15 protein-coding genes are annotated in these 17,911 nt (G+C 64.0%); 2 read left to right on the top strand and 13 right to left on the bottom strand.

Annotated features, from left to right (window positions below):
• Positions 1–25: 25 nt before the first annotated feature.
• The 7 genes from ilvN to BN69_RS09715 all read right to left on the bottom strand — a co-directional run bounded on the left by ilvN (position 26) and on the right by BN69_RS09715 (position 6,874).
• Positions 26–577 carry an acetolactate synthase small subunit gene (ilvN, locus tag BN69_RS09685; protein WP_014891416.1) on the bottom strand — a complete coding sequence of 184 codons (552 nt, stop codon included), beginning with the start codon at positions 575–577 and terminating at the stop codon, positions 26–28.
• Positions 578–658: 81 nt separating this feature from the next.
• The gene (locus BN69_RS09690; RefSeq protein WP_014891417.1) at positions 659–2,431 is read right to left on the bottom strand and encodes an acetolactate synthase 3 large subunit; all 1,773 of its coding nucleotides are present in this window, start codon (positions 2,429–2,431) and stop codon (positions 659–661) included.
• Positions 2,432–2,669: 238 nt separating this feature from the next.
• On the bottom strand, positions 2,670–3,434 hold the full coding sequence (locus tag BN69_RS09695) for a glucose 1-dehydrogenase (RefSeq protein WP_014891418.1): 765 nt from the start codon (positions 3,432–3,434) through the stop codon (positions 2,670–2,672).
• An 85-nt stretch (positions 3,435–3,519) separates the two neighbouring features.
• Positions 3,520–4,137 (bottom strand): glutathione S-transferase family protein, encoded by a 618-nt coding sequence (locus BN69_RS09700; protein ID WP_014891419.1) that lies wholly within the window; start codon positions 4,135–4,137, stop codon positions 3,520–3,522.
• A 62-nt stretch (positions 4,138–4,199) separates the two neighbouring features.
• Positions 4,200–4,631, bottom strand: coding sequence for a hypothetical protein (locus BN69_RS09705; RefSeq protein WP_014891420.1), 432 nt, complete (start codon positions 4,629–4,631; stop codon positions 4,200–4,202).
• Positions 4,632–4,775: 144 nt separating this feature from the next.
• Positions 4,776–4,970 carry a hypothetical protein gene (locus tag BN69_RS09710; RefSeq protein WP_041926912.1) on the bottom strand — a complete coding sequence of 65 codons (195 nt, stop codon included), beginning with the start codon at positions 4,968–4,970 and terminating at the stop codon, positions 4,776–4,778.
• Positions 4,971–5,200: 230 nt separating this feature from the next.
• Positions 5,201–6,874, bottom strand: a complete 1,674-nt coding sequence (locus tag BN69_RS09715; protein ID WP_014891422.1) for an acyl-CoA dehydrogenase family protein — start codon at positions 6,872–6,874, stop codon at positions 5,201–5,203.
• A 497-nt stretch (positions 6,875–7,371) separates the two neighbouring features.
• Here BN69_RS09715 and BN69_RS19195 point away from each other — a divergent pair, with 497 nt between their 5' ends.
• Positions 7,372–7,737, top strand: a complete 366-nt coding sequence (locus BN69_RS19195; RefSeq protein WP_148277081.1) for a DUF3592 domain-containing protein — start codon at positions 7,372–7,374, stop codon at positions 7,735–7,737.
• A gap of 200 nt (positions 7,738–7,937) precedes the next feature.
• Here the strand turns inward: BN69_RS19195 and BN69_RS09720 are convergent, their stop codons facing one another.
• The 4 genes from BN69_RS09720 to BN69_RS09735 all read right to left on the bottom strand — a co-directional run bounded on the left by BN69_RS09720 (position 7,938) and on the right by BN69_RS09735 (position 13,222).
• Complete coding sequence (locus BN69_RS09720; RefSeq protein ID WP_014891423.1) at positions 7,938–9,296, bottom strand: cytochrome P450; 1,359 nt, start codon at positions 9,294–9,296, stop codon at positions 7,938–7,940.
• Between the two features lie 274 nt (positions 9,297–9,570).
• A complete protein-coding gene (locus tag BN69_RS09725; RefSeq protein ID WP_244434908.1) occupies positions 9,571–11,022 on the bottom strand; it encodes a DUF3526 domain-containing protein in 1,452 nt (483 codons plus the stop codon).
• Between the two features lie 8 nt (positions 11,023–11,030).
• Positions 11,031–12,509, bottom strand: a complete 1,479-nt coding sequence (locus BN69_RS09730) for a DUF3526 domain-containing protein (RefSeq protein WP_014891425.1) — start codon at positions 12,507–12,509, stop codon at positions 11,031–11,033.
• Positions 12,506–13,222 carry an ABC transporter ATP-binding protein gene (locus tag BN69_RS09735; RefSeq protein ID WP_014891426.1) on the bottom strand — a complete coding sequence of 239 codons (717 nt, stop codon included), beginning with the start codon at positions 13,220–13,222 and terminating at the stop codon, positions 12,506–12,508. The genes BN69_RS09730 and BN69_RS09735 overlap by 4 nt, the downstream gene beginning before the upstream one ends.
• A 210-nt stretch (positions 13,223–13,432) precedes the next feature.
• Here BN69_RS09735 and BN69_RS09740 point away from each other — a divergent pair, with 210 nt between their 5' ends.
• Complete coding sequence (locus BN69_RS09740; protein WP_014891427.1) at positions 13,433–15,388, top strand: multicopper oxidase domain-containing protein; 1,956 nt, start codon at positions 13,433–13,435, stop codon at positions 15,386–15,388.
• 20 nt (positions 15,389–15,408) lie between these two features.
• Here BN69_RS09740 and ccrA read toward each other — a convergent pair whose 3' ends face one another.
• Positions 15,409–16,662: a crotonyl-CoA carboxylase/reductase gene (gene ccrA / locus BN69_RS09745; RefSeq protein WP_041926913.1), complete on the bottom strand. Its 1,254-nt coding sequence runs from the start codon at positions 16,660–16,662 to the stop codon at positions 15,409–15,411.
• Positions 16,663–16,800: 138 nt separating this feature from the next.
• Positions 16,801–17,781, bottom strand: coding sequence for an acyl-CoA desaturase (locus BN69_RS09750; protein ID WP_014891429.1), 981 nt, complete (start codon positions 17,779–17,781; stop codon positions 16,801–16,803).
• Between the last annotated feature and the right edge of the window lie 130 nt (positions 17,782–17,911).

Below are 17,911 nucleotides of genomic sequence, written 5' to 3' on the forward strand. Positions count from 1 at the left end.
CCGACAAGGTCAAAATTCTCGCGCCTTAGATCGGATCCGGCCCGCGCGAGATGGCGGCGACGCCTGTGCGGGAGACCTCGACGAGTCCGATCGGACGCATGAGGTCGATGAATTCGTCGATCTTGTGCGGTTTGCCGGTCAATTCGAAAATGAAGCTCTCGGTGGTGGCGTCGACGATGCGGGCGCGAAAGGCCTCGGCGAGCTGCAGCGCGAAGGTGCGATGCTCGCCGCGGCCCTTCACTTTGACCATGGCGAGTTCGCGTTCGAGCGAGCGCATCGAGATGGTGAGGTCGGTCACCTGATGCACGGGGACGAGTCGCTCGAGCTGATGATGAATCTGGTCGATCGTCTCCGGCGCGCCGGAGGTCAATATGGTGATGCGCGAGAGATGTTCGGCGTGGGCGACTTCGGCGACCGTGAGGCTCTCGATATTGTAGCCGCGGCCGGAAAACAGCCCGACGACGCGCGCCAATACGCCCGGCTCATTGTCGACGAGCACGGAGAGCGTATGCGCTTCCGCCTTCGCGCTCGGCACGGCGGCGGAATAGGGAGATGGCGGGGAAGCGGGAGCGTTCATTTCGGTCCTTCGGCAGTCGGCAGATAGGCAGTCGGCAATCAGCGCGGTTCTTACGACTGCCGACTGCCAAAGCCCGACTGCCTAAACGAGCATTTTTCCCTTTTCATCGATCACCGCGCCGATCTCGATCCCAGCGTCGTCGGAGAGATCGGCGAGCAGCATGTCGTTATGCGCCTTGCCGGAGGGGATCATCGGGAAGCAATTTTCGACCTTGTCGACGACGCAATCGAAGATCACCGGTCCGTCATAGTCGATCATCTCCATTATCGCCGCGTCGAGCGACGCGGGATCAGAGCAGCGGACGCCCTTGGCGCCGAAGGCTTCGGCGAGCTTGACGAAATCAGGCAGCGCCTCGGAATAGCTGTGGGAATAGCGCCCGCCATGCAGCAGCTCCTGCCACTGGCGCACCATGCCCATATATTCATTGTTGAGGATGAAGATCTTCACCGGCAGGCGATATTGGATCGCCGTCGACATTTCCTGAATGCACATCAGAATCGAGGCTTCGCCGGCGATGTCGATCACGAGCGAACCGGGGTGCGCGAGCTGCGCGCCGATCGCCGCCGGCAGGCCGTAGCCCATCGTGCCGAGTCCGCCCGACGTCATCCAGCGGTTCGGCTCTTCGAAATGATAATGCTGGGCGGCCCACATCTGATGCTGCCCGACCTCGGTGGTGACATAGACGTCACGGTCCTTGGTCAGCGCATAGAGCCGCTGCACCGCATGCTGCGGTTTGATCGCCGTTTCCGAATTGCGGAAGGCCAGCGATTTGCGCGCCCGCCATTCGTTGATCTTCGCCCACCATTCATCGAGCGGCTGCTTGTCGGCGCTCATCGCCTCGGCGCGCCACAGGCGCACCATGGCTTCGAGCACGTGGGCGCAATCGCCGACGATGGCGAGATCGACCTTGACGTTCTTGTTGATGGACGAACGATCGATGTCGATGTGGATCTTTTTCGAGCCCGGCGAAAAAGCGTCGAGACGTCCGGTGATGCGGTCGTCGAAACGCGCGCCGACCGCGATCATCAGATCGCAGTCATGCATCGCGTGATTGGCTTCCCAGGTGCCGTGCATGCCCAGCATGCCGAGCCAGTTTTCGCCCGACCCCGGGTAGGCGCCGAGCCCCATCAGCGTCGAGGTGATGGGAAAGCCCGTCAGGCCGACGAGTTCGCGCAGCAGGGTCGACGCCGCAGGTCCGGAATTGATGACGCCGCCGCCGGTGTAGAAGATCGGACGCTTGGCCGCCGCCATCATGCGCACGGCCTGCTGCATCGCCTCCACGTCGGCGTCGAGCTTGGGATGATAGGTCTTGTGCGCGGCGCTGCGCGGCGGGGCGTAGACGCCGCGCGCGAACTGCACATCCTTGGGGATGTCGATGACCACGGGTCCGGGCCGGCCGGACGAGGCCACATAGAAGGCCTCGTGCAGCACGCGCGGCAGATCGGCGATGTTCTTGACGAGATAATTATGCTTCGTGCAGTGGCGGGTGATGCCGACCGTGTCGCATTCCTGAAAGGCGTCGGAGCCGATGAGATGCGTCGGCACCTGGCCGGTGATGCAAACGATCGGAATCGAATCCATCAGCGCGTCGGTGAGGCCCGTCACCGTATTGGTGGCGCCCGGACCCGAGGTGACGAGCAGCACGCCGACCTTGCCCGAGGAGCGCGCATAGCCCTCCGCGGCATGGGCGGCCCCCTGCTCATGGCGCACGAGAATGTGCTGCACCTTCTCCTGTTGGAAGAGCACGTCGTAGATCGGAAGGACGGCGCCGCCCGGATAGCCGAAAAGAATCTCCACGCCCTGGTCCTTCAGGGCTTCGACCACCATTTCGGCGCCGGACATTTCTTTCGACATCATCATTTTCCGTCTTGCTTCTCGCGGCGGGCGACTAGGATGCTTTTCGTCTTCGGGCAACAAAAAAGGCCCTCTTGGGGCCTTGGGTCAAGCGCCATTGGCGGAAGGCCGGGCCTAGCCCTGCTCCGTCCCCGGCGCTTCAAATACGAGAATTGCGTTCATTTACGCGTTCCGCCCCTTTGTTCACGGGCGACGTTACGGGAGGCGCGGCGGAGAATCAAGGGCGGAGCGCGAAACTTCAGCGGGCGATCCATCCGCCGTCGACGACGAGGAGGTGGCCGACGATGAAGCGCGCCTGCTCGGAGCACAGGAACAGCACGGCCTCCGTCAGCTCCTCGGCCTTGCCCATGCGTCCGATGGGAAACAGCTTCCCGGCCTGCTCAGGGCTGATGTGCTCCTTCTCCATCCATTGATGGAAGACGTCGCCGGGGGCGTCGATGCCGCAGGCGCAAATGGCGTTGACGCTGATATTGTCCTTGGCGACCTCGAGCGCGACCGTCTTGGTCAAGCCGTCGACGCCGCCCTTGGAGGCGGCATAGGCGCCTTCGGCCGGATTGCCGGTGAGGCTGCCGGTGATCGACGACTGGTTGACGATGGCGCCGCCGCCGTTCTGGCGCATCTGCCGGATTTCGTGCTTCATGCAGAAGAACACGCCGCGCAGATTGACGTCGATGTGGAAGTTGAAGCCCTCCTCCGTCTCCTCGGCGATGGGCTTGAAGCGCACGACGCCGGCGTTGTTCACCGCGCAGTCCAGGCGACCGTAGGCTTCGACCGTCTTCGCGACCATGGCTTCGACGTCCCGCTCGATCCGCATATCGGCGCGCGTAAAGAGCCCCTCGCCGCCTTCGGCGCGGATCATATCGAGAGTCTCGCGCCCGCCAGCCTCGTCGAGGTCGGCGATCGCGACCCTCGCCCCCTCGCGCGCGAAGGCCAGCGCCGTCACCCGCCCGAGGCCTCTCGCCGCGCCGGTCACGAGCGCGACCTTACCGTCAAATCGAGCCATGAGCCTCTCCCAAGCTTGGCGGCAGTTCACGCTTATCGCGACGATCGTCGCGGTCAAGCTCGCGAGAGGTCGTCGGAAAAGTTTGTCAGGCCCCTTCCGCCGCCAGCGCGCGCTTAACCCCCTCGTCCGCCGCCATCATGTCGTGGTGCTTCTGAACATTGGGGTATTTGGACAGACCGTCCTCAAGCATCGCCGCGGCCCAGCGCTCCATCGGAAAGACGTAGGCGTCGACATAGCTGCGCCTGTCGCCGACCATGTAGCGGCGACCCGACAGATGCGCGTCGAGAATGCCGAACTTCTTGCGGATCAGCGCCTTGGCGGCCTCGCGCACATTGTCGAACTCTTCTTTCTCCCGGGCGCGCGTATAGCGGTCGGGCAGGAACAGCGGGAAAAAGGCCGGGTGGAGATCGCCGGTGATAAAGGATGCCCAGCGGTCGGCCTCGGCCTCGTCGCGCGGCGAACCGTCGGGGGCGATCCCCGAGCGCGGGAAGCGGCCGGCGAGATAGCGCAGCACGGCCGCGGCCTGGGTCAGAATCCAGCCTTCGCCGGTGTCGAGCGCCGGCACTGCGCCCGCGGGATTGATCTTCAAATAGTCCTTGTCGCCGAACTCGACCGCCTTGGTCTCGTAGGGCGCGCCAATCCATTCGAGCGCGATATGCGGCGCGAGCGAACACGCGCCTGTGTGATAGTAGAGCGTGAGCATGAGGGCCTCCCCTTGAGAGCGTCGCTCTTAGAATAGGGCGGCGGCCCGCGGGAGGGTCGCGTCTATTCCTCGCCGCAATCGAGAATCCAGGTCTTGTCGCAGAAGGCGACATAGAGGCGCTCCTGCCCGAGCGCCGCCCCGAGTTCGCCGGCGAGTTCGTTCAGCATCGCCTCGATCTGCGCGTCGGGAAGGCCGCCGAGATAGGCGTGCACGGCTTCGCCGGTGAAGATCGCGACCGGCTCGCGGTCGGAGCCGACCGTGCCGTCGTCCCTGGGCCAGGCGTAGGTGACCTCGCCGCGGGTGAACATGCCGGAGAGCGCGGGCTGGCCCGTTTCGACGCGGCGGCGCATCCAGGCGCGCGCGCAGCGCACCGCCTCGGAGACGTCATAGACGCGGCCCTCGGCCTCCCAGCCCTCGCGGAGCCCGACGGTGATGCGAAAATCCCGCCGCGGCCCGCGCGAGCCGTCAACGAGGCGATAGACGCGCTTGCTCATGAGCGGAAGGTAAGGCGCCGGGCGCCTGCGAGAAAGGCGGTGAAACCAGATGCGCCGCGCCGCCTAAGGACTTCGATTTCGCCCGAGGCGATGCCGAACAGGCGCTTTGCCCATTCGTCGAGCGCGCGGCGGCGCGATGGCTTGTCAGCGCTTGCCCGTCCATGTGGACGCGAGTTTTTGCAGCGCCTTGTCCGCTTCCTGCTCGGCCTCGCGCCTGGTCGCGTAGGAATGCGGGGACCGCAGATGAATCTGTGACCCCTCGCAGACGGTCCAGCGGAACCGCCCCGCGTAGAGGGGGTCGGGCTCGATTCTGGATGTGAAGAGATCTGTCTCGCGCATGGCGGCATTATGCGCGCCGCCGCCGGTTTATTCCAGAGCGCTCACGCAGCGCGATGCAAAGCTTCAGTCTGAGACGGCGGCGAATGAGCGCGCGTGGATGCCCGCGACAAGCGCGGGCATGACGCGGAGGAGTTGCGCTTCTTGATTCAGTCGTCCCGCGTTCATGGCGGCCTTTACGGTCACGGCCGGGCTTTTCCCGGCCACCCACGCGCTATGCGGCGCTAGCCCGCTCACCCCTCCAGCAGCCGTCGCGCGATGACCTGCGCCTGAATCTCCGCCGCGCCCTCGAAAATATTGAGGATGCGGGCGTCGCAGAGCACGCGCGAGACCGGATATTCGAGCGCGAAGCCGTTGCCGCCGTGTATCTGCAGGGCGTTGTCGGCCGCGGCCCAGGCGACGCGCGCGCCCAGGAGCTTAGCCATGCCGGCCTCGAGATCGCAGCGCTTGCCCGCGTCCTTCTCGCGCGCGGCGAAATAGGTGATCTGGCGGGCGACGTGAATCTCGACCGCCATCGAGACGATCTTGTTGAAGACGCGCGGGAAGGAGAACAGCGGCTTGCCGAACTGAATGCGCTCCTTGGCGTATTTCAGGCCGAGGTCGAGGGCGCATTGGGCGACGCCGAGCGCCCGCGCCGCCGTCTGGATGCGCGCCGACTCGAAGGTCTCCATGAGCTGCTTGAAGCCCTTGCCTTCCTCGCCGCCGAGAAGGTTTTCCGCCGGCACTTCGAAATTGTCGAAGCCGATCTCGAACTCCTTCATGCCGCGATAGCCGAGCACTTCGATCTCGCCGCCGGTCATCCCCTTGGCGGGGAAAGGATCGCTGTCGGTTCCGCGCGGCTTTTCCGCGAGCAGCATGGAGAGGCCCTTGTAGCCCTTCTCATTCGGATTGGTGCGCACGAGCAGCGTCATCAGATCGGCGCGCACCGGATGGGTGATCCAGGTCTTGTTGCCAAAGACCTTATAGGCGCCGCCTTCCAGCGTCGCGCGGGTGCGCAGCCCGGCGAGATCGGAGCCATTGTTGGGCTCGGTGAAGACGGCGGTCGGCAGGATCTCGCCGCTTGCGATCTTGGGGAGATATTTCTCCTTCTGCGCCGGCGTGCCGCCGACGAGAATGAGTTCGCCGGCGATCTCAGAGCGCGTGCCGAGCGAGCCGACCCCGATATAGGCGCGCGACAATTCCTCGGAGACGACGCACATGGCGATCTTGCCCATGCCGGAGCCGCCGAATTCTTCCGGAATCGTCAGGCCGAAGACGCCGAGTTCGGCGAGGCCGGAAATCACCTCGAGCGGAATGTAATCGTTCTTCAAATGCCATTCATGCGCATGGGGGACGACAGTGTCGGCCGCGAATTTGCGCATCTCGCTGCGGATCGCCTCCAGCGTCTCGTCGAGGCCGGAGGCGCCGATGGTCTCGGCCGCGGCGTGATGGTCGATGAGTTCGGCGAGGCGGGCGCGGTTCGCCGGCGTGTTGCCGGTAAGGATCAACCGGTCGACGCAAGCGGGACGCCGGGCCGCGATCTGCTGGCCCGTGAGCCCGAAATCGCTGAGCCGGACGATCTCGCCCTGGCTCATCGGAATGCCGCCGTAAACTTGCGCGAGGAATTCGGCGAAGCCGATCCGGTTCAAAAGCTCTTCGGTCTCGCCATAGGCGCCCTCACCGGAGAGGCGCTCGGCGTAGTCGACGAGTTCGCGCAGGCCCTGGATATAGGTCGCGAGCCAGGCGAGCCCGTGCGCGGCGTGCTGGTCGGCCTCGATCAGCTCGCTGGAAAGCTTGCCGTCCTTGGTGACGCGGGCGCGCACGCTCGCGAGCGCGTCCTTGTAGAGCGCCTCGACGGCGGCGAGCGCCTCTTTCGCGTCACTCGTCCAATCGGCGGCTTCAAGTTTCGTCGCGACGGCTGCGGTCATTTTGCTTTCCGAAATTAAGAGCCCCAAAGGGGCGGGACCTTCACACTCCCCTCGCAAACCGGGTGTTCCCGGTTTGCGCATTTTAAATTGGCCAAAGTCGGCAACAGCCGACTTTGGCTGGGGGAGGGTCGAACCGCGTCAGCGGTTCGGGGTGGGGTGATACAGCCGAGCAATCCGGGCCGCCACCCCCACCCGATCGCCTCCGGCGATCGACCTCCCCCATCAAGGGGGAGGTGTTTGCGGCCTACATGCCGACATTTGGCCTGAGACGCAACCGCGCCGGCGGGGAATAGCGCTTTCAATTTGAATTTCGGCGTTGGGGTGAAAAACTGAAACTCTTGATTGGCGGGCGGGACGGCCACTTAGCGCCGCCAAAAGCGAACCATCGCGCTGGCGACCGCTTTGCACCAGGAAGGGATCATCGCCGCTTGCGCTTCTTGTAAACTCAAGACAGGAGCATATTCTGCCTGAAAACCGGCCATGTTTAGGGATGTTACATGAAGGATTTTATCGTTATTTTTGTGTTGTGCATAATTGCCCTCCCCATACTTAAGCGATGGGTATATTTTCGACGGTCCGTAATGGTAAAGGGAACCGTTGTCGATTTTCGACCTGTATACACCGATGATGGCAGAATGTGGTGCCCAAACATCGAATATGTGGGTCTTGATGGAGAGAAGAAAATATTTGAGTCAGGGACAGGCGCAACATATAGAATGTGGAAAATAGGAGAGACTGTTGATGTGGCTCTCGATCCCGTTCGCGATTCGGCTCCAGAAGTTTACTCAATAGGTTTTGAACTAATTATAGGAAGTATATTTCTATTTATCCTATTGGCGGCAGTTTATGATGCGCTAAAATAGCAATCAACCTTGTCCGAAGTTCTCGATGGAGACGCGCCATCCCCACTAAGGCGTCGGCCACAATACGTCCACTTCGGTCATATATAGCCATTCATTATCCACTCGGCAGCCGACTGCGATGGGTCCCAAGCCGAAATTCAAACTGAGGACACTGCTGGCCGCGCTTTATCAAGCCGCTGCCCGATGGTGCAGCAGCGCCCTTACAGCGGCCGGACATGTAGCGGCAGGCCGCCCTTCGCGCGCGTCGTGAAATCGGGCGCCAGTTCGAGGCGGTGGCCGTCGACCGGCGTGAAGCGAAATTCCCGAACGAGCGTCGCAAGGATCGCGACCATCTCCAGCATCGCGAACCCCATGCCGATGCAGATGCGCGGGCCGGCGCCAAACGGCATGTAAGCGCAGCGATGGCGCGTCTTGGCTTTGTCCGGCGCGAAGCGGTCGGGGTCGAAAGCGTTGGGCGCGTCCCAGAGTTTCTCGTGACGATGCAGCGCCCAGAGCGCCGCATAGACCGGCTCGTTCTTCGAGATTTTATGCGGGCCAAGCATCATGTCTTCGCGCGGCTGTCGCCCAATCGCGGCGGCCGGCGGAAAGAGGCGCATCGATTCCTGTATCACCTGCTTTGTAAATTGCAGTTTTTCGATCGTATCGTCGCTGATGTCGGCGTCGCCGGCGATCGCGCGCGCTTCTTCCCGCACGCGTTCCTGCGACGCCTGATCCTTGGCCAGCAGCCACAGGCTCCAGCCGAGCGCGACGGCCGATGTTTCATGCCCAGCGACCAGAAAGCCATAGAGATTGGCGATGAGTTCGGCGTCGGTCATCGACCGGCCGCTTTCGGGGTCCTTGGCGGCAAGCAGCCGATCGATGATCGCCTGCGTTCGCCCGCCTGACGCGCGCCGCGCCGCGAGGAGGCGCGCGGTCTCGTCGTAGAGGTAGCGCATGTCGCGATTGATTTTCGACGAACCGGGAAACGGCAGCCGTGTCGGCAGTCGAAGCAGGATGAAGATTCGCTGCCAGGAGATGGCGGCGAAACTCTCCTGCAAGGCGGCGACAAATTTGCCGCGATCGAAGGCGCCCGTGACGCCAAGCACGGCTTTCTCGATGACCGCGAGAGTGACGTTCGACGTGGCGTTCATCACGTCGACTGGCGTAGCGTGAGGCGAGGCGCGCAAAACCTCCGCCTGGGCTTTGGCGCAATCGACGAATGTCGGCGTGAGCGCCAGAAGATTGTCGTGTCGGAAGGCGGGCGCGAGCGCGCGCCGCTGCCATTTCCAGTCCGCGCCTTCGACAAAGAACAGCGCGTCGCGGTTGATGACCGACGACAGCGCGCCGATTGTGATGAAGTCGCGCGTAAAACTCTCCGCGCGCGTGATCAGCATGTCTTCGATGAGTTCGGGATCAGCGAGATAATGCGTGCGCCCGACGAACGGCCAGAAGCCGTCAAGCGTGAAATAGGTTTCGCGATAGGCGGCGGGCGGCCAGTTTTCGAGAAAATTGCGCTTGGCGGAGCGCCAGGACGGGCGCTCATTGGGCGCAAAGGGCATGAAATCCGGATCGTGAAACATCGCAGGGCCTCCTGCGTCCCGAAGATATTCGCTTCAATGACGCAGACGAACCTGCGCAGGCGGATCTGGCGAATATTGTTCCTCACCCTCATCCTGAGGTGGCCTCGAAGAGGCCGTCTCGAAGGACGAGGGTGAGGAAAACTATGCGAAATCGGGCTTCCTCGTCCTTCGAGACGCGTGCTGCGCACGCTCCTCAGGATGAGGAAGCCCTTCACCCGATCGGCCTGCGAACCTGCGCGAAAAACCGACGCAAAAAAAAAGCGCGCCGCGCCCGTCAAATCCGGCAGCGGCGGAAGCCCCGCCAAGCGAAAACAGCGAGAATCAGCATCGGCAGCGCGACGCCGATGAGCGGGCCGGCAAGTCCGGTCGGGGCGCGCGCCATCAGTTCCTCGTCCGCCTGCGTAAATTTCGGCATGGCCCCGTAGTCCTGCGCCGTCAGCGACGCGCCGGCCTTGGCGCGGGACAGGAAGAACGCGCGCCAGTCTACATGGAAGTCGCGAATGCGGTCGAGAAAGGCGCGATAGCGCGCCTCCCCGGAGCCGGCGATGTCGGCCATCGCAGCATAGATCAGATAGGCAGGCGAGAGATAGCCGAGCCTGTCCGCCATGTCGCGCTGGCGGGCGAGCTGCGCGTCATGTTCGGCGACGATCGCTTCGACCCGCTGAAACGCCGCCTCCTGCGTCGCCAGACGCCGCAGCGTCATCTCCTGTGGGCCGCCCGCAGGCTTGGCGCCGCCGCCATGTTCGTCGGCGTAGCGCGCGAGCGAGGCGTCGCGGGCGCGATCGGCGTCGGTCGAGGCGGCGCGCGCCGCAAGGACCATATCGATGCGCGACGGCGCCGGATGCGCGAAGGCGGCGATACTGTTGATCGCGGCCGGCAGAATCATGGTGATCGCCACCCAGGCTCCGATCAGGGTCAGCGCGTTGAAGGCCGAGCCGCGGCCGAGCCCGTCGACCGCGGCCGCGAGCGCCGCCCAGAAGAGTCCATAGAGCAGCACCCCAATGAGCAATGCGGCGAAGCCCGGCGAAGCGAGCCGCTCCCAGCCGGCGAATATCCAGACGCCCGCCGCGACTGCCAGCAGCATCGCGGCGATCGGCGCGGCGATTCGCGCGGCGAGCTTGCCGGCGAGCGCGGCGCTGGGCCGGCGGGCCGAGGCGAGCGTCATCGCCAAGGTCCCCTGCTCGCGTTCGCCGGCGAGCAGATTGAAGGCCATCGCCAGAATGACGAGCGGATAGACGAAGACCACGACGAAGGCGAGATCGGTCGCGCCCGACATCAGATTGGCGGGATTGTCGATCTCGTCGGCGAAGAGAAAACTGTCCTTCGAGCCCGTCGTCACCCGGATCGCGGGCGGCAGAAGGTCGCTTTGCCCCGTCGCGACGAGCGCCAGGGGCGCGGGGGCGAGTGCGGCCACCGTGGCGGCGGGCCCGCCGCCCATGAAGGCGGCGTTGCGCGGATCGCGATAGGGCGGCGGCTCCGGCGCGGGCTTTCCGGACGCGTCGGCCTGCTGCATTTGCGCAAGAGTCTTCTCAAGGTTTGCGATGCGCTGCGTCTCGTCGGCGCGGGCGGCGGCGATCGCCGCCTGCTGCGCGGCGACGCGCGAGGCGCCCATGGCGAGGGCGAAGAGCGCGACGCCCGCCAAAGCGATGAGCGCGAACCAGATGGCGCGGTCGCGGCGCATCATGCGCGCCTCGAAGCGCAAGCCTGCGAGGAAAGCCGAAGACATGGGCGCGCTCATACCGGGCGCAGACGCCGCGCCGCGAAGAGCGCGAAAGCGCCAGCCAGTGCGAGCCAGCCTAGAAGACCAACGATCGGAAGGATGCTGTGGTCGAGCGCGAAGGCCGCGCCGGGCGCCCGATAGGCGAAGGAGGAGATCTTTCGCCACAGCTCCGGCCCGGCGACGTAATGATTGTCGTGGGCGAAATGGATCATGTTGTCGCTGACCTGATTTTGGATATCGCGCCGATGCGCCTCGGCGGCCGTGGCGAAATCGAATTGGCTGCGGCTGTCGACGCCGGCGAAAGCCATCGAGATCGGCCGCAGCGCGAGAAGCGGAAACAGAAAGCCGGGCGCAGCGCGCAGCGCGTCCTGCCGGTCGAAGGCCGATTGCAGCGCGCCGAAATGGCGGTCGAAGATCGCATAGCCGTTTTCGTCGTCCTTGCGCAGCGTCAGGCCGCGGAAGCTCACCGGCAGATCCTCGATACGCGAAACGCCGTATTTCTTCAGCGTCTCGTCACGAAAGGCGAGGAAGGCGGGATGGCTTTCGTCATGACCGAAGGTCTGCGCTTTGTCCTTCGCGATGGCCGCGCGAAACGCCTGCGAGGTCGGCGTCGGCGCGAAGGCGCGGGCGGCGTCCGTCGCAAGCCGCGGCGCGAGGAAGGAATTGGCGAGCCAGAAGGCGAGCAGCGTCACGAGCGCGGCGCGAGAATTTCTGGCGAGCGCCGAAACGCCGAGCGCGAGGAAAGCGAAGCCGGCGAGATAGGCGGCGTAGGCGCCGCCGAGCGCGGCGAGCCGTATGAATTGATCGGCAAGCGACAGGCGCTCGCGATCGACGAAAAACAAGAGGGCCAGCGCCGCGCCGACGAAGGCCGGCGCGAGCAGCGCGAAGATGGCGCCGATCAAAGCCATCGCCTTGCCGGCGAGAATGTCGCGCGGCCGCGCGCCGACGCTGAGCAGCTGTTTCAGCGTGCCGCTTTCGCGCTCGCCCGAGAAACTTGCGAAGCCCATCAGAATGACGATGAGCGGCGCGATCGTCTGCAGGATGAAGGCGAGCGAGAGCGAACCGAGCCGCGCGCCGACGCCGCCGTCGCGCGCCTGTTTGAACTGGGTCTCGTTCTGCTTATGCGCCTCGAGCCACACCGCCGAGCCGACATAGGCGTCGACGCCGGGATCGGCGAGCGCCAGCGGGCTCAACGGCTTGAAGGCGTATTGGCCGAAATGCGCGGCGGCGTGCGGATTCTTGGCGCTCTGTCCTACCCAGAGTTCGCGATCGGCTTGCGCCGCGGCGTCGCGCTCGCGCAGGATGCGGGCGTTCTCGACATAGCCGAAGGCGAGCGCGGCGAGCATCAGCGCCACGACGAAGGCGCAGAGCCAGACGAGGCGCCGGTCGCGGAACAGCTCCAGCCATTCCTTGCCGGCGACGGCGCGCACGACGCGCCAGCGGCTCTTCGCCGGCGCGGTCGTGGCGAGCGGGGCGAGAGCGAGATCGCTCACGCCGCCGCGCTCGCGAAGAGATCGAGATAGGCGCGCTCCAGCCCGAGATGATCGACGTCGTCAGCGCCGAAGACCGATGCGAGACGCCCCTGCGCCATGATGCCGATCTTGGTGCCGCATTGCTTGGCGAGGAAGAGGTCGTGCGTGACCATGAGGACCGCCATGCCCTCCTTGCGCAGCCGCTCGATGAGCGCGGCGAATTCATTGGCCGCGAGCGGATCGAGGCCGGAGGTCGGCTCGTCGAGCACCAGCGCCTGCGCGCGCCTTGCGAGCGCGATGGCGACGCCGACCTTCTGGCGCATGCCCTTGGAATAGAAGCGCACGGGACGCTGAAAGGCGTCGCTCGGCAGACCGGCGGCGGCGAGCAGCGAGAGCAGCGTCTCGCGCGGCGCCTCGGCGCCGGAGATTTCGGTGAAATATTGCAGATTCTCGATGCCGGTGAGCGCCCCATAGAGCATCACCTGTTCGGGAATATAGGCGAGACGCGCGCGCGCCGCCGAGGGATCGAGGGCGGAGTCGATTCCGCAGACGAGCGCCTGACCTGCAGTGGGTTCGATAAAATTCAGGAAGAGATTGACGGTCGTCGTCTTGCCGGCGCCGTTCGGACCCAGCAGGCAAAACACTTCGCCCGCCGGCACGGTCAAATTCAAACGATCGAGCGCCGGCGCGTCGGCGCCGTCGTAACGCTTGGTGAGATTGCGCGCTTCGAGCATCGCCGCTCCGCCTTACAGCCCCCCGACTCGGCGCGCGTGGCCCCGCGCCTGTCGAGTATGATCTCTGCGTCGAGACTGCATCTTTGCGCGGGGGCGGTCAAGCGCGCCACGCCGCCGTCTCCCGCCTCGTCTTGCATCGAGATCAATTCTACCAAGAATGGATCGAATAGGCGGCGCATGTCCGTCAGCCGATGATCGAGAGAAGACGATATGCATTCGCTCCTCCTCTTGCCGATCGACTATTTTCTTGCCGCATGGTTTGCGGTGACCGCCGCCTGCACGCTCTACGTCGCCATCGACGGCTACAAGAATCCCGAACCGGTCGTGATGAAATGGGGGTTCATTCTCGTCACGCTCTATACGGGACCTTTCGGCCTTCTGCTTTATGTCATCGCCGACAAGGAGCCGCGGCCCGAGGCGCATGAGCAATTCGTGCGGCCGCTGTGGAAGCAGGGCGTCGGCTCGACGATCCATTGCGTCGCCGGCGACGCGACAGGCATCATTCTGGCCGCCGTCATCGTCGCCTGGATGGGTCTGCCGATGTGGCTCGATCTCATCGTCGAATATCTCGCGGGTTTCGCCTTCGGCCTCTTCATTTTTCAGTCGCTGTTCATGAAGGAAATGATGGGCGGCTCCTATTGGGAGAATGTGCGGCGCAGCTTTTTTCCTGAATTCATCAGCATGAATTTCATGATGGCCGGCATGGCCCCGGTCATGAGCTTCCTGATGATGGGCCATGACATGCGCGCCATGGTTCCGACCGAACTCATCTTCTGGGGCGTGATGTCGCTTGGCGTGATGGCGGGCTTCGCCACAGCCTATCCGTCAAATGTCTGGATGGTCGCGCAGGGTTTGAAGCACGGGCTCATGACCGAGCGAAAGCGAGGCGTTCCCTTTGAGAAACCCGGCGAACGTCAGGCGACTGAGCACGTGCGATCGGATGCGGCGAGTCACCAGCATCACCATCACGGCGAACATTCCGGCATCAGCGAGGGCGCCGCGACGCATCCCGAGAATGGATCGCGCGCCGACTCCGGCGCGGCCCCGAAGCATATGCATGCGACGCCAGAGGCGACGAGCGCCCAGATCGCCGCTTTCAGCCTGACGTCGCTCGTCCTTCTCGCCACCGGCATGCTCGCGCCCGCCAATTGGGTGAACATGCGGCTTTCCGCGCATGAGGTGGGCGGGCTCATCATGCCGCCGGGAATGCTCATGTATCGGGACACGACCGCCGACGCGATGCGCGAGATGAGCTTCGCGGATTCTCGGCGCGTGCGCGCGAGTTTTCCTATCGACGCGCGCGGCGATCGGGAGCTGCCCTTTACCATGGACGCCGGCGTCAAGGTCTTTGAACTCGCCGCGTCCGTCATCCGCTGGCGCATCCTGCCCGATGTGGCCGTCGACGCCTATGCCTACAACGGTCAGATACCGGGACCCCGCATCCATATTCGCGAAGGCGACCGCATACGCATCAGGGTGCGTAATGATTTACCCGAGGGCACGACCGTCCACTGGCACGGGCTCATTCTTCCCAACGCCATGGACGGCGCGAGCGACATCACCCAGGCGCCGATTCCGCCGGGCGGAGTCTTCGATTACGAATTCACCGCGAAGCAGCACGGAACCTATTTCTACCATCCCCACGCCGAGCCGGACCGCACGCAGGCTCTGGGCCTCTACGGCGCGCTGATCATCGATCCCGCGGCGCCCGCCGAGGACGCCGCCGATCACGACTATGTCATTCAGCTTCAGGAATGGCTCTGGCGCGACGGCCTGACGTTTCCGGCGATGCCGATGGACGGCATGCAGCCGAATTATTTCACCATCAACGGCAAATCCTATCCGTCAACCGAGACGATCCGCATGAAGCGCGGCGAAACGCTCAAAGTGCGCTTCATCGGCACCAACAACGGCTTCATTCATCCGATGCATATTCACGGCGGCCCGTTTGAAGTCGTGGCGCGCGACGGCGAGACGCTCGCCAGGAGCGCGCGCTATCTCGCCGACACGGTCAATGTCGGCCCAGGGCAGCGCTACGACGTGATCTGGCGGGCGCAGGAGCGGGGAAAGTGGCTGATCCATTGCCACATCCCCCATCACACCAGCAATGACAACGCCGAGACGAAAGGCGGCGGCGGGCTGATGGCGATCATCGAGGTCGAGTAGCTCATCGACCGCCGAAGCGCCTACTTCTTCTCATAGGCTTCCGTCACATCCTCGACCGTGCGCAGACCGGGCTTGGGCGCCATCACCAGCACCGCCATATTGCCGGGCGCATGTTCGTTCTTCCACATCTTGGTGTGGGCGAGCGGAATCTTCTCCCACGGGAAGACTTCCGACATGCAGGGGTCGACGCGCCGATCCAGGACGAACCGATTGGCGGCCGACGCCTGCTTCAAATGCGCGAAATGCGACCCCTGGATGCGCTTCTGGCGCATCCACACATAGCGGGCGTCGAAGGTGAGGTTGAAGCCCGTCGTGCCGGCGCAGAACACCACCATGCCGCCGCGCTTCACCACGAGGCAGGAGACCGGGAAGGTCGCTTCGCCCGGATGTTCGAAGACGATGTCGACGTCCTTCTTGCCGGTGATGTCCCAGATCGCCTTGCCGAAGGCGCGGGCGTTCTTGGTCCATTCATTGAACTCGGGCGTGTTGACCTTCGGCAACTGCCCCCAGCATTTGAAGTCCTTGCGGTTGATGACGCCCTTGGCGCCGAGCGAGAGCACATAGTCGCGCTTGCTCTCGTCCGAGATGACGCCGATGGCGTTGGCGCCCGAGGCGGCGCAGAGCTGCACGGCGAAGACGCCGAGCCCGCCCGAGGCGCCCCACACCAGCACATTGTCGCCGGGCTTCAGCTGATGCGGCGCATGGCCGAAGAGCATGCGATAGGCGGTGGCGAGCGTTAAGGTGTAGCAGGCCGCCTCTTCCCAGGTGAGGTGCTTGGGGCGCTCCATCAGCTGGCGGTCCTGCACGCGGCAAAACTGGGCGAAGGAGCCGTCCGGCGTCTCATAGCCCCAGATGCGCTGCGAGGGCGAGAACATCGGATCGCCGCCGTTGCACTCCTCGTCGTCCCCGTCGTCCTGGTTGCAGTGAATGATGACCTCGTCGCCGACCTTCCAGCGCTTCACCTTGGAGCCGACCGCCCAGACGACGCCCGAAGCGTCGGAGCCGGCCACGTGATAGGGATTCTTGTGAACGTCGAGGGTCGACACCGGCTCGCCCAGCGAGGCCCAGACGCCGTTGTAATTGACCCCGGCCGCCATCACCAGAACGAGCACGTCGTGACTGTCGAGCTCCCAGGTCGGCAAGACCTCGAGCTGCATGGCGGTTTCCGGCGGACCGTGCCGCTCCTTACGGATCGCCCAGGCGTACATGTTCTTCGGCACATGCCCCAGCGGCGGAATTTCGCCCATCTCGTAAAGGTCTTTTTTATCGGTCAAGGTTTCGCTCCTCCGCCCCTGCTCTTGCGGCGATTAAAGTTCAGGCGGAGCTTATAATAGGCCGGCGCCGCGCTTCATAGCGCGAAAATTCTATTGGATCGGCAGGGTGTATCTATGAAGCAGGCAGACCGTTGCTGATCATTTCACGTTGAGTGAAGCGTCTAGATGCTGGACATTCCACACAAGGCCCATTCGTTCCAACGCCAGCACCAGGAACCCTGTTGGGTCAATTTCGAAAGGGCGAATTTTCGTCGTGGCCGCCCGCGGATAGGCGTGGTGATTGTTGTGCCAGCCTTCGCCGAGCGTCAGGTAGCCGAGCAGCAGGTTGTTGCGCGACTCGTCTTGCCCTTTGAAATTTTGGTAGCCGAAGCGATGCCCAAGACTGTTGACCGCCGCGATCGCATGCAGCGCCAAAGCCACACGCAGGAATCCGGCGACCATCACCGATCCGGCAACAGCGTCGAATCCGCCGAGCGCCAATCCCCACAAAGCTGGAATAACGACAACCGAGACGGCGAACCAGACATAACGCGTGCGATGACACCATTCGATCACCGGGTCGCCGACGATGCCTCGGCCGAACATGTCCATATTGGTTGTCGCCTCGCCGTACGCCCAGCCGAGATGAGCATGTTTAATTCCTTCCAGCCCGGATAGCGGACGGCCGTAATCGTCGAAATACGGGCTGTGAACGTCGCCCGGTCTATCGGCCAATAGGTGATGCCGACGGTGATCGGCGCACCAACGCTTAAGCGAGCCGTAGACGCCGCATTGAGCCAATATGCCCAGCGCATATCGCATTGGCGTCGACGTCTCGAAGGCCTTGTGGGTAAAATAGCGGTGATAGCCGAGCGACATGCCGAGCACGTTCAGCACGTAAAACAATGTAAAACCGGACCACTCGACCCAGCCCGTCGGCCGCAGCGCAATCCAGACGACGGCGACCAACGCCCCGCCTTGTTTGACTGCAGCGTAGAAGAGATGCTCACGCCTTCGGCCCCACGCGTCAGGCTCGCCATAACGCACCGCCGTCTCCCACCGCCCGGCCCCCGGAGATTTAACGGCGGCGGGCGAACCGGCCTCCACGACTTCGCAATGCGATGGTTGGGGCATCAACATCGGGCTCGTCCCAAAGTTTCTAAAAATATCCCGAAGTCCAGCATAAAGGCCGCCCTCGCGCAAGCCGCTCGATGAGCGTGATCGTCCCAAGATCGCGCGGTACGACGCCGAAGCGGCGCAATTTGAGCGC

The sequence above is a fragment of the Methylocystis sp. SC2 genome, from assembly GCF_000304315.1.
GTDB lineage: Bacteria > Pseudomonadota > Alphaproteobacteria > Rhizobiales > Beijerinckiaceae > Methylocystis.

Excerpts from the sequence above, each read along its gene's own strand:
- ilvN (WP_014891416.1), bottom strand. The coding sequence starts at position 577 with ATGAACGCTCCCGCTTCCCCGCCATCTCCCTATTCCGCCGCCGTGCCG.
- BN69_RS09690 (WP_014891417.1), bottom strand. The coding sequence starts at position 2,431 with ATGTCGAAAGAAATGTCCGGCGCCGAAATGGTGGTCGAAGCCCTGAAG.
- BN69_RS09695 (WP_014891418.1), bottom strand. The coding sequence starts at position 3,434 with ATGGCTCGATTTGACGGTAAGGTCGCGCTCGTGACCGGCGCGGCGAGA.
- BN69_RS09700 (WP_014891419.1), bottom strand. The coding sequence starts at position 4,137 with ATGCTCACGCTCTACTATCACACAGGCGCGTGTTCGCTCGCGCCGCAT.
- BN69_RS09705 (WP_014891420.1), bottom strand. The coding sequence starts at position 4,631 with ATGAGCAAGCGCGTCTATCGCCTCGTTGACGGCTCGCGCGGGCCGCGG.
- BN69_RS09710 (WP_041926912.1), bottom strand. The coding sequence starts at position 4,970 with ATGCGCGAGACAGATCTCTTCACATCCAGAATCGAGCCCGACCCCCTC.
- BN69_RS09715 (WP_014891422.1), bottom strand. The coding sequence starts at position 6,874 with ATGACCGCAGCCGTCGCGACGAAACTTGAAGCCGCCGATTGGACGAGT.
- BN69_RS19195 (WP_148277081.1), top strand. The coding sequence starts at position 7,372 with ATGAAGGATTTTATCGTTATTTTTGTGTTGTGCATAATTGCCCTCCCC.
- BN69_RS09720 (WP_014891423.1), bottom strand. The coding sequence starts at position 9,296 with ATGTTTCACGATCCGGATTTCATGCCCTTTGCGCCCAATGAGCGCCCG.
- BN69_RS09725 (WP_244434908.1), bottom strand. The coding sequence starts at position 11,022 with ATGTCTTCGGCTTTCCTCGCAGGCTTGCGCTTCGAGGCGCGCATGATG.
- BN69_RS09735 (WP_014891426.1), bottom strand. The coding sequence starts at position 13,222 with ATGCTCGAAGCGCGCAATCTCACCAAGCGTTACGACGGCGCCGACGCG.
- BN69_RS09740 (WP_014891427.1), top strand. The coding sequence starts at position 13,433 with ATGCATTCGCTCCTCCTCTTGCCGATCGACTATTTTCTTGCCGCATGG.
- BN69_RS09750 (WP_014891429.1), bottom strand. The coding sequence starts at position 17,781 with ATGTTGATGCCCCAACCATCGCATTGCGAAGTCGTGGAGGCCGGTTCG.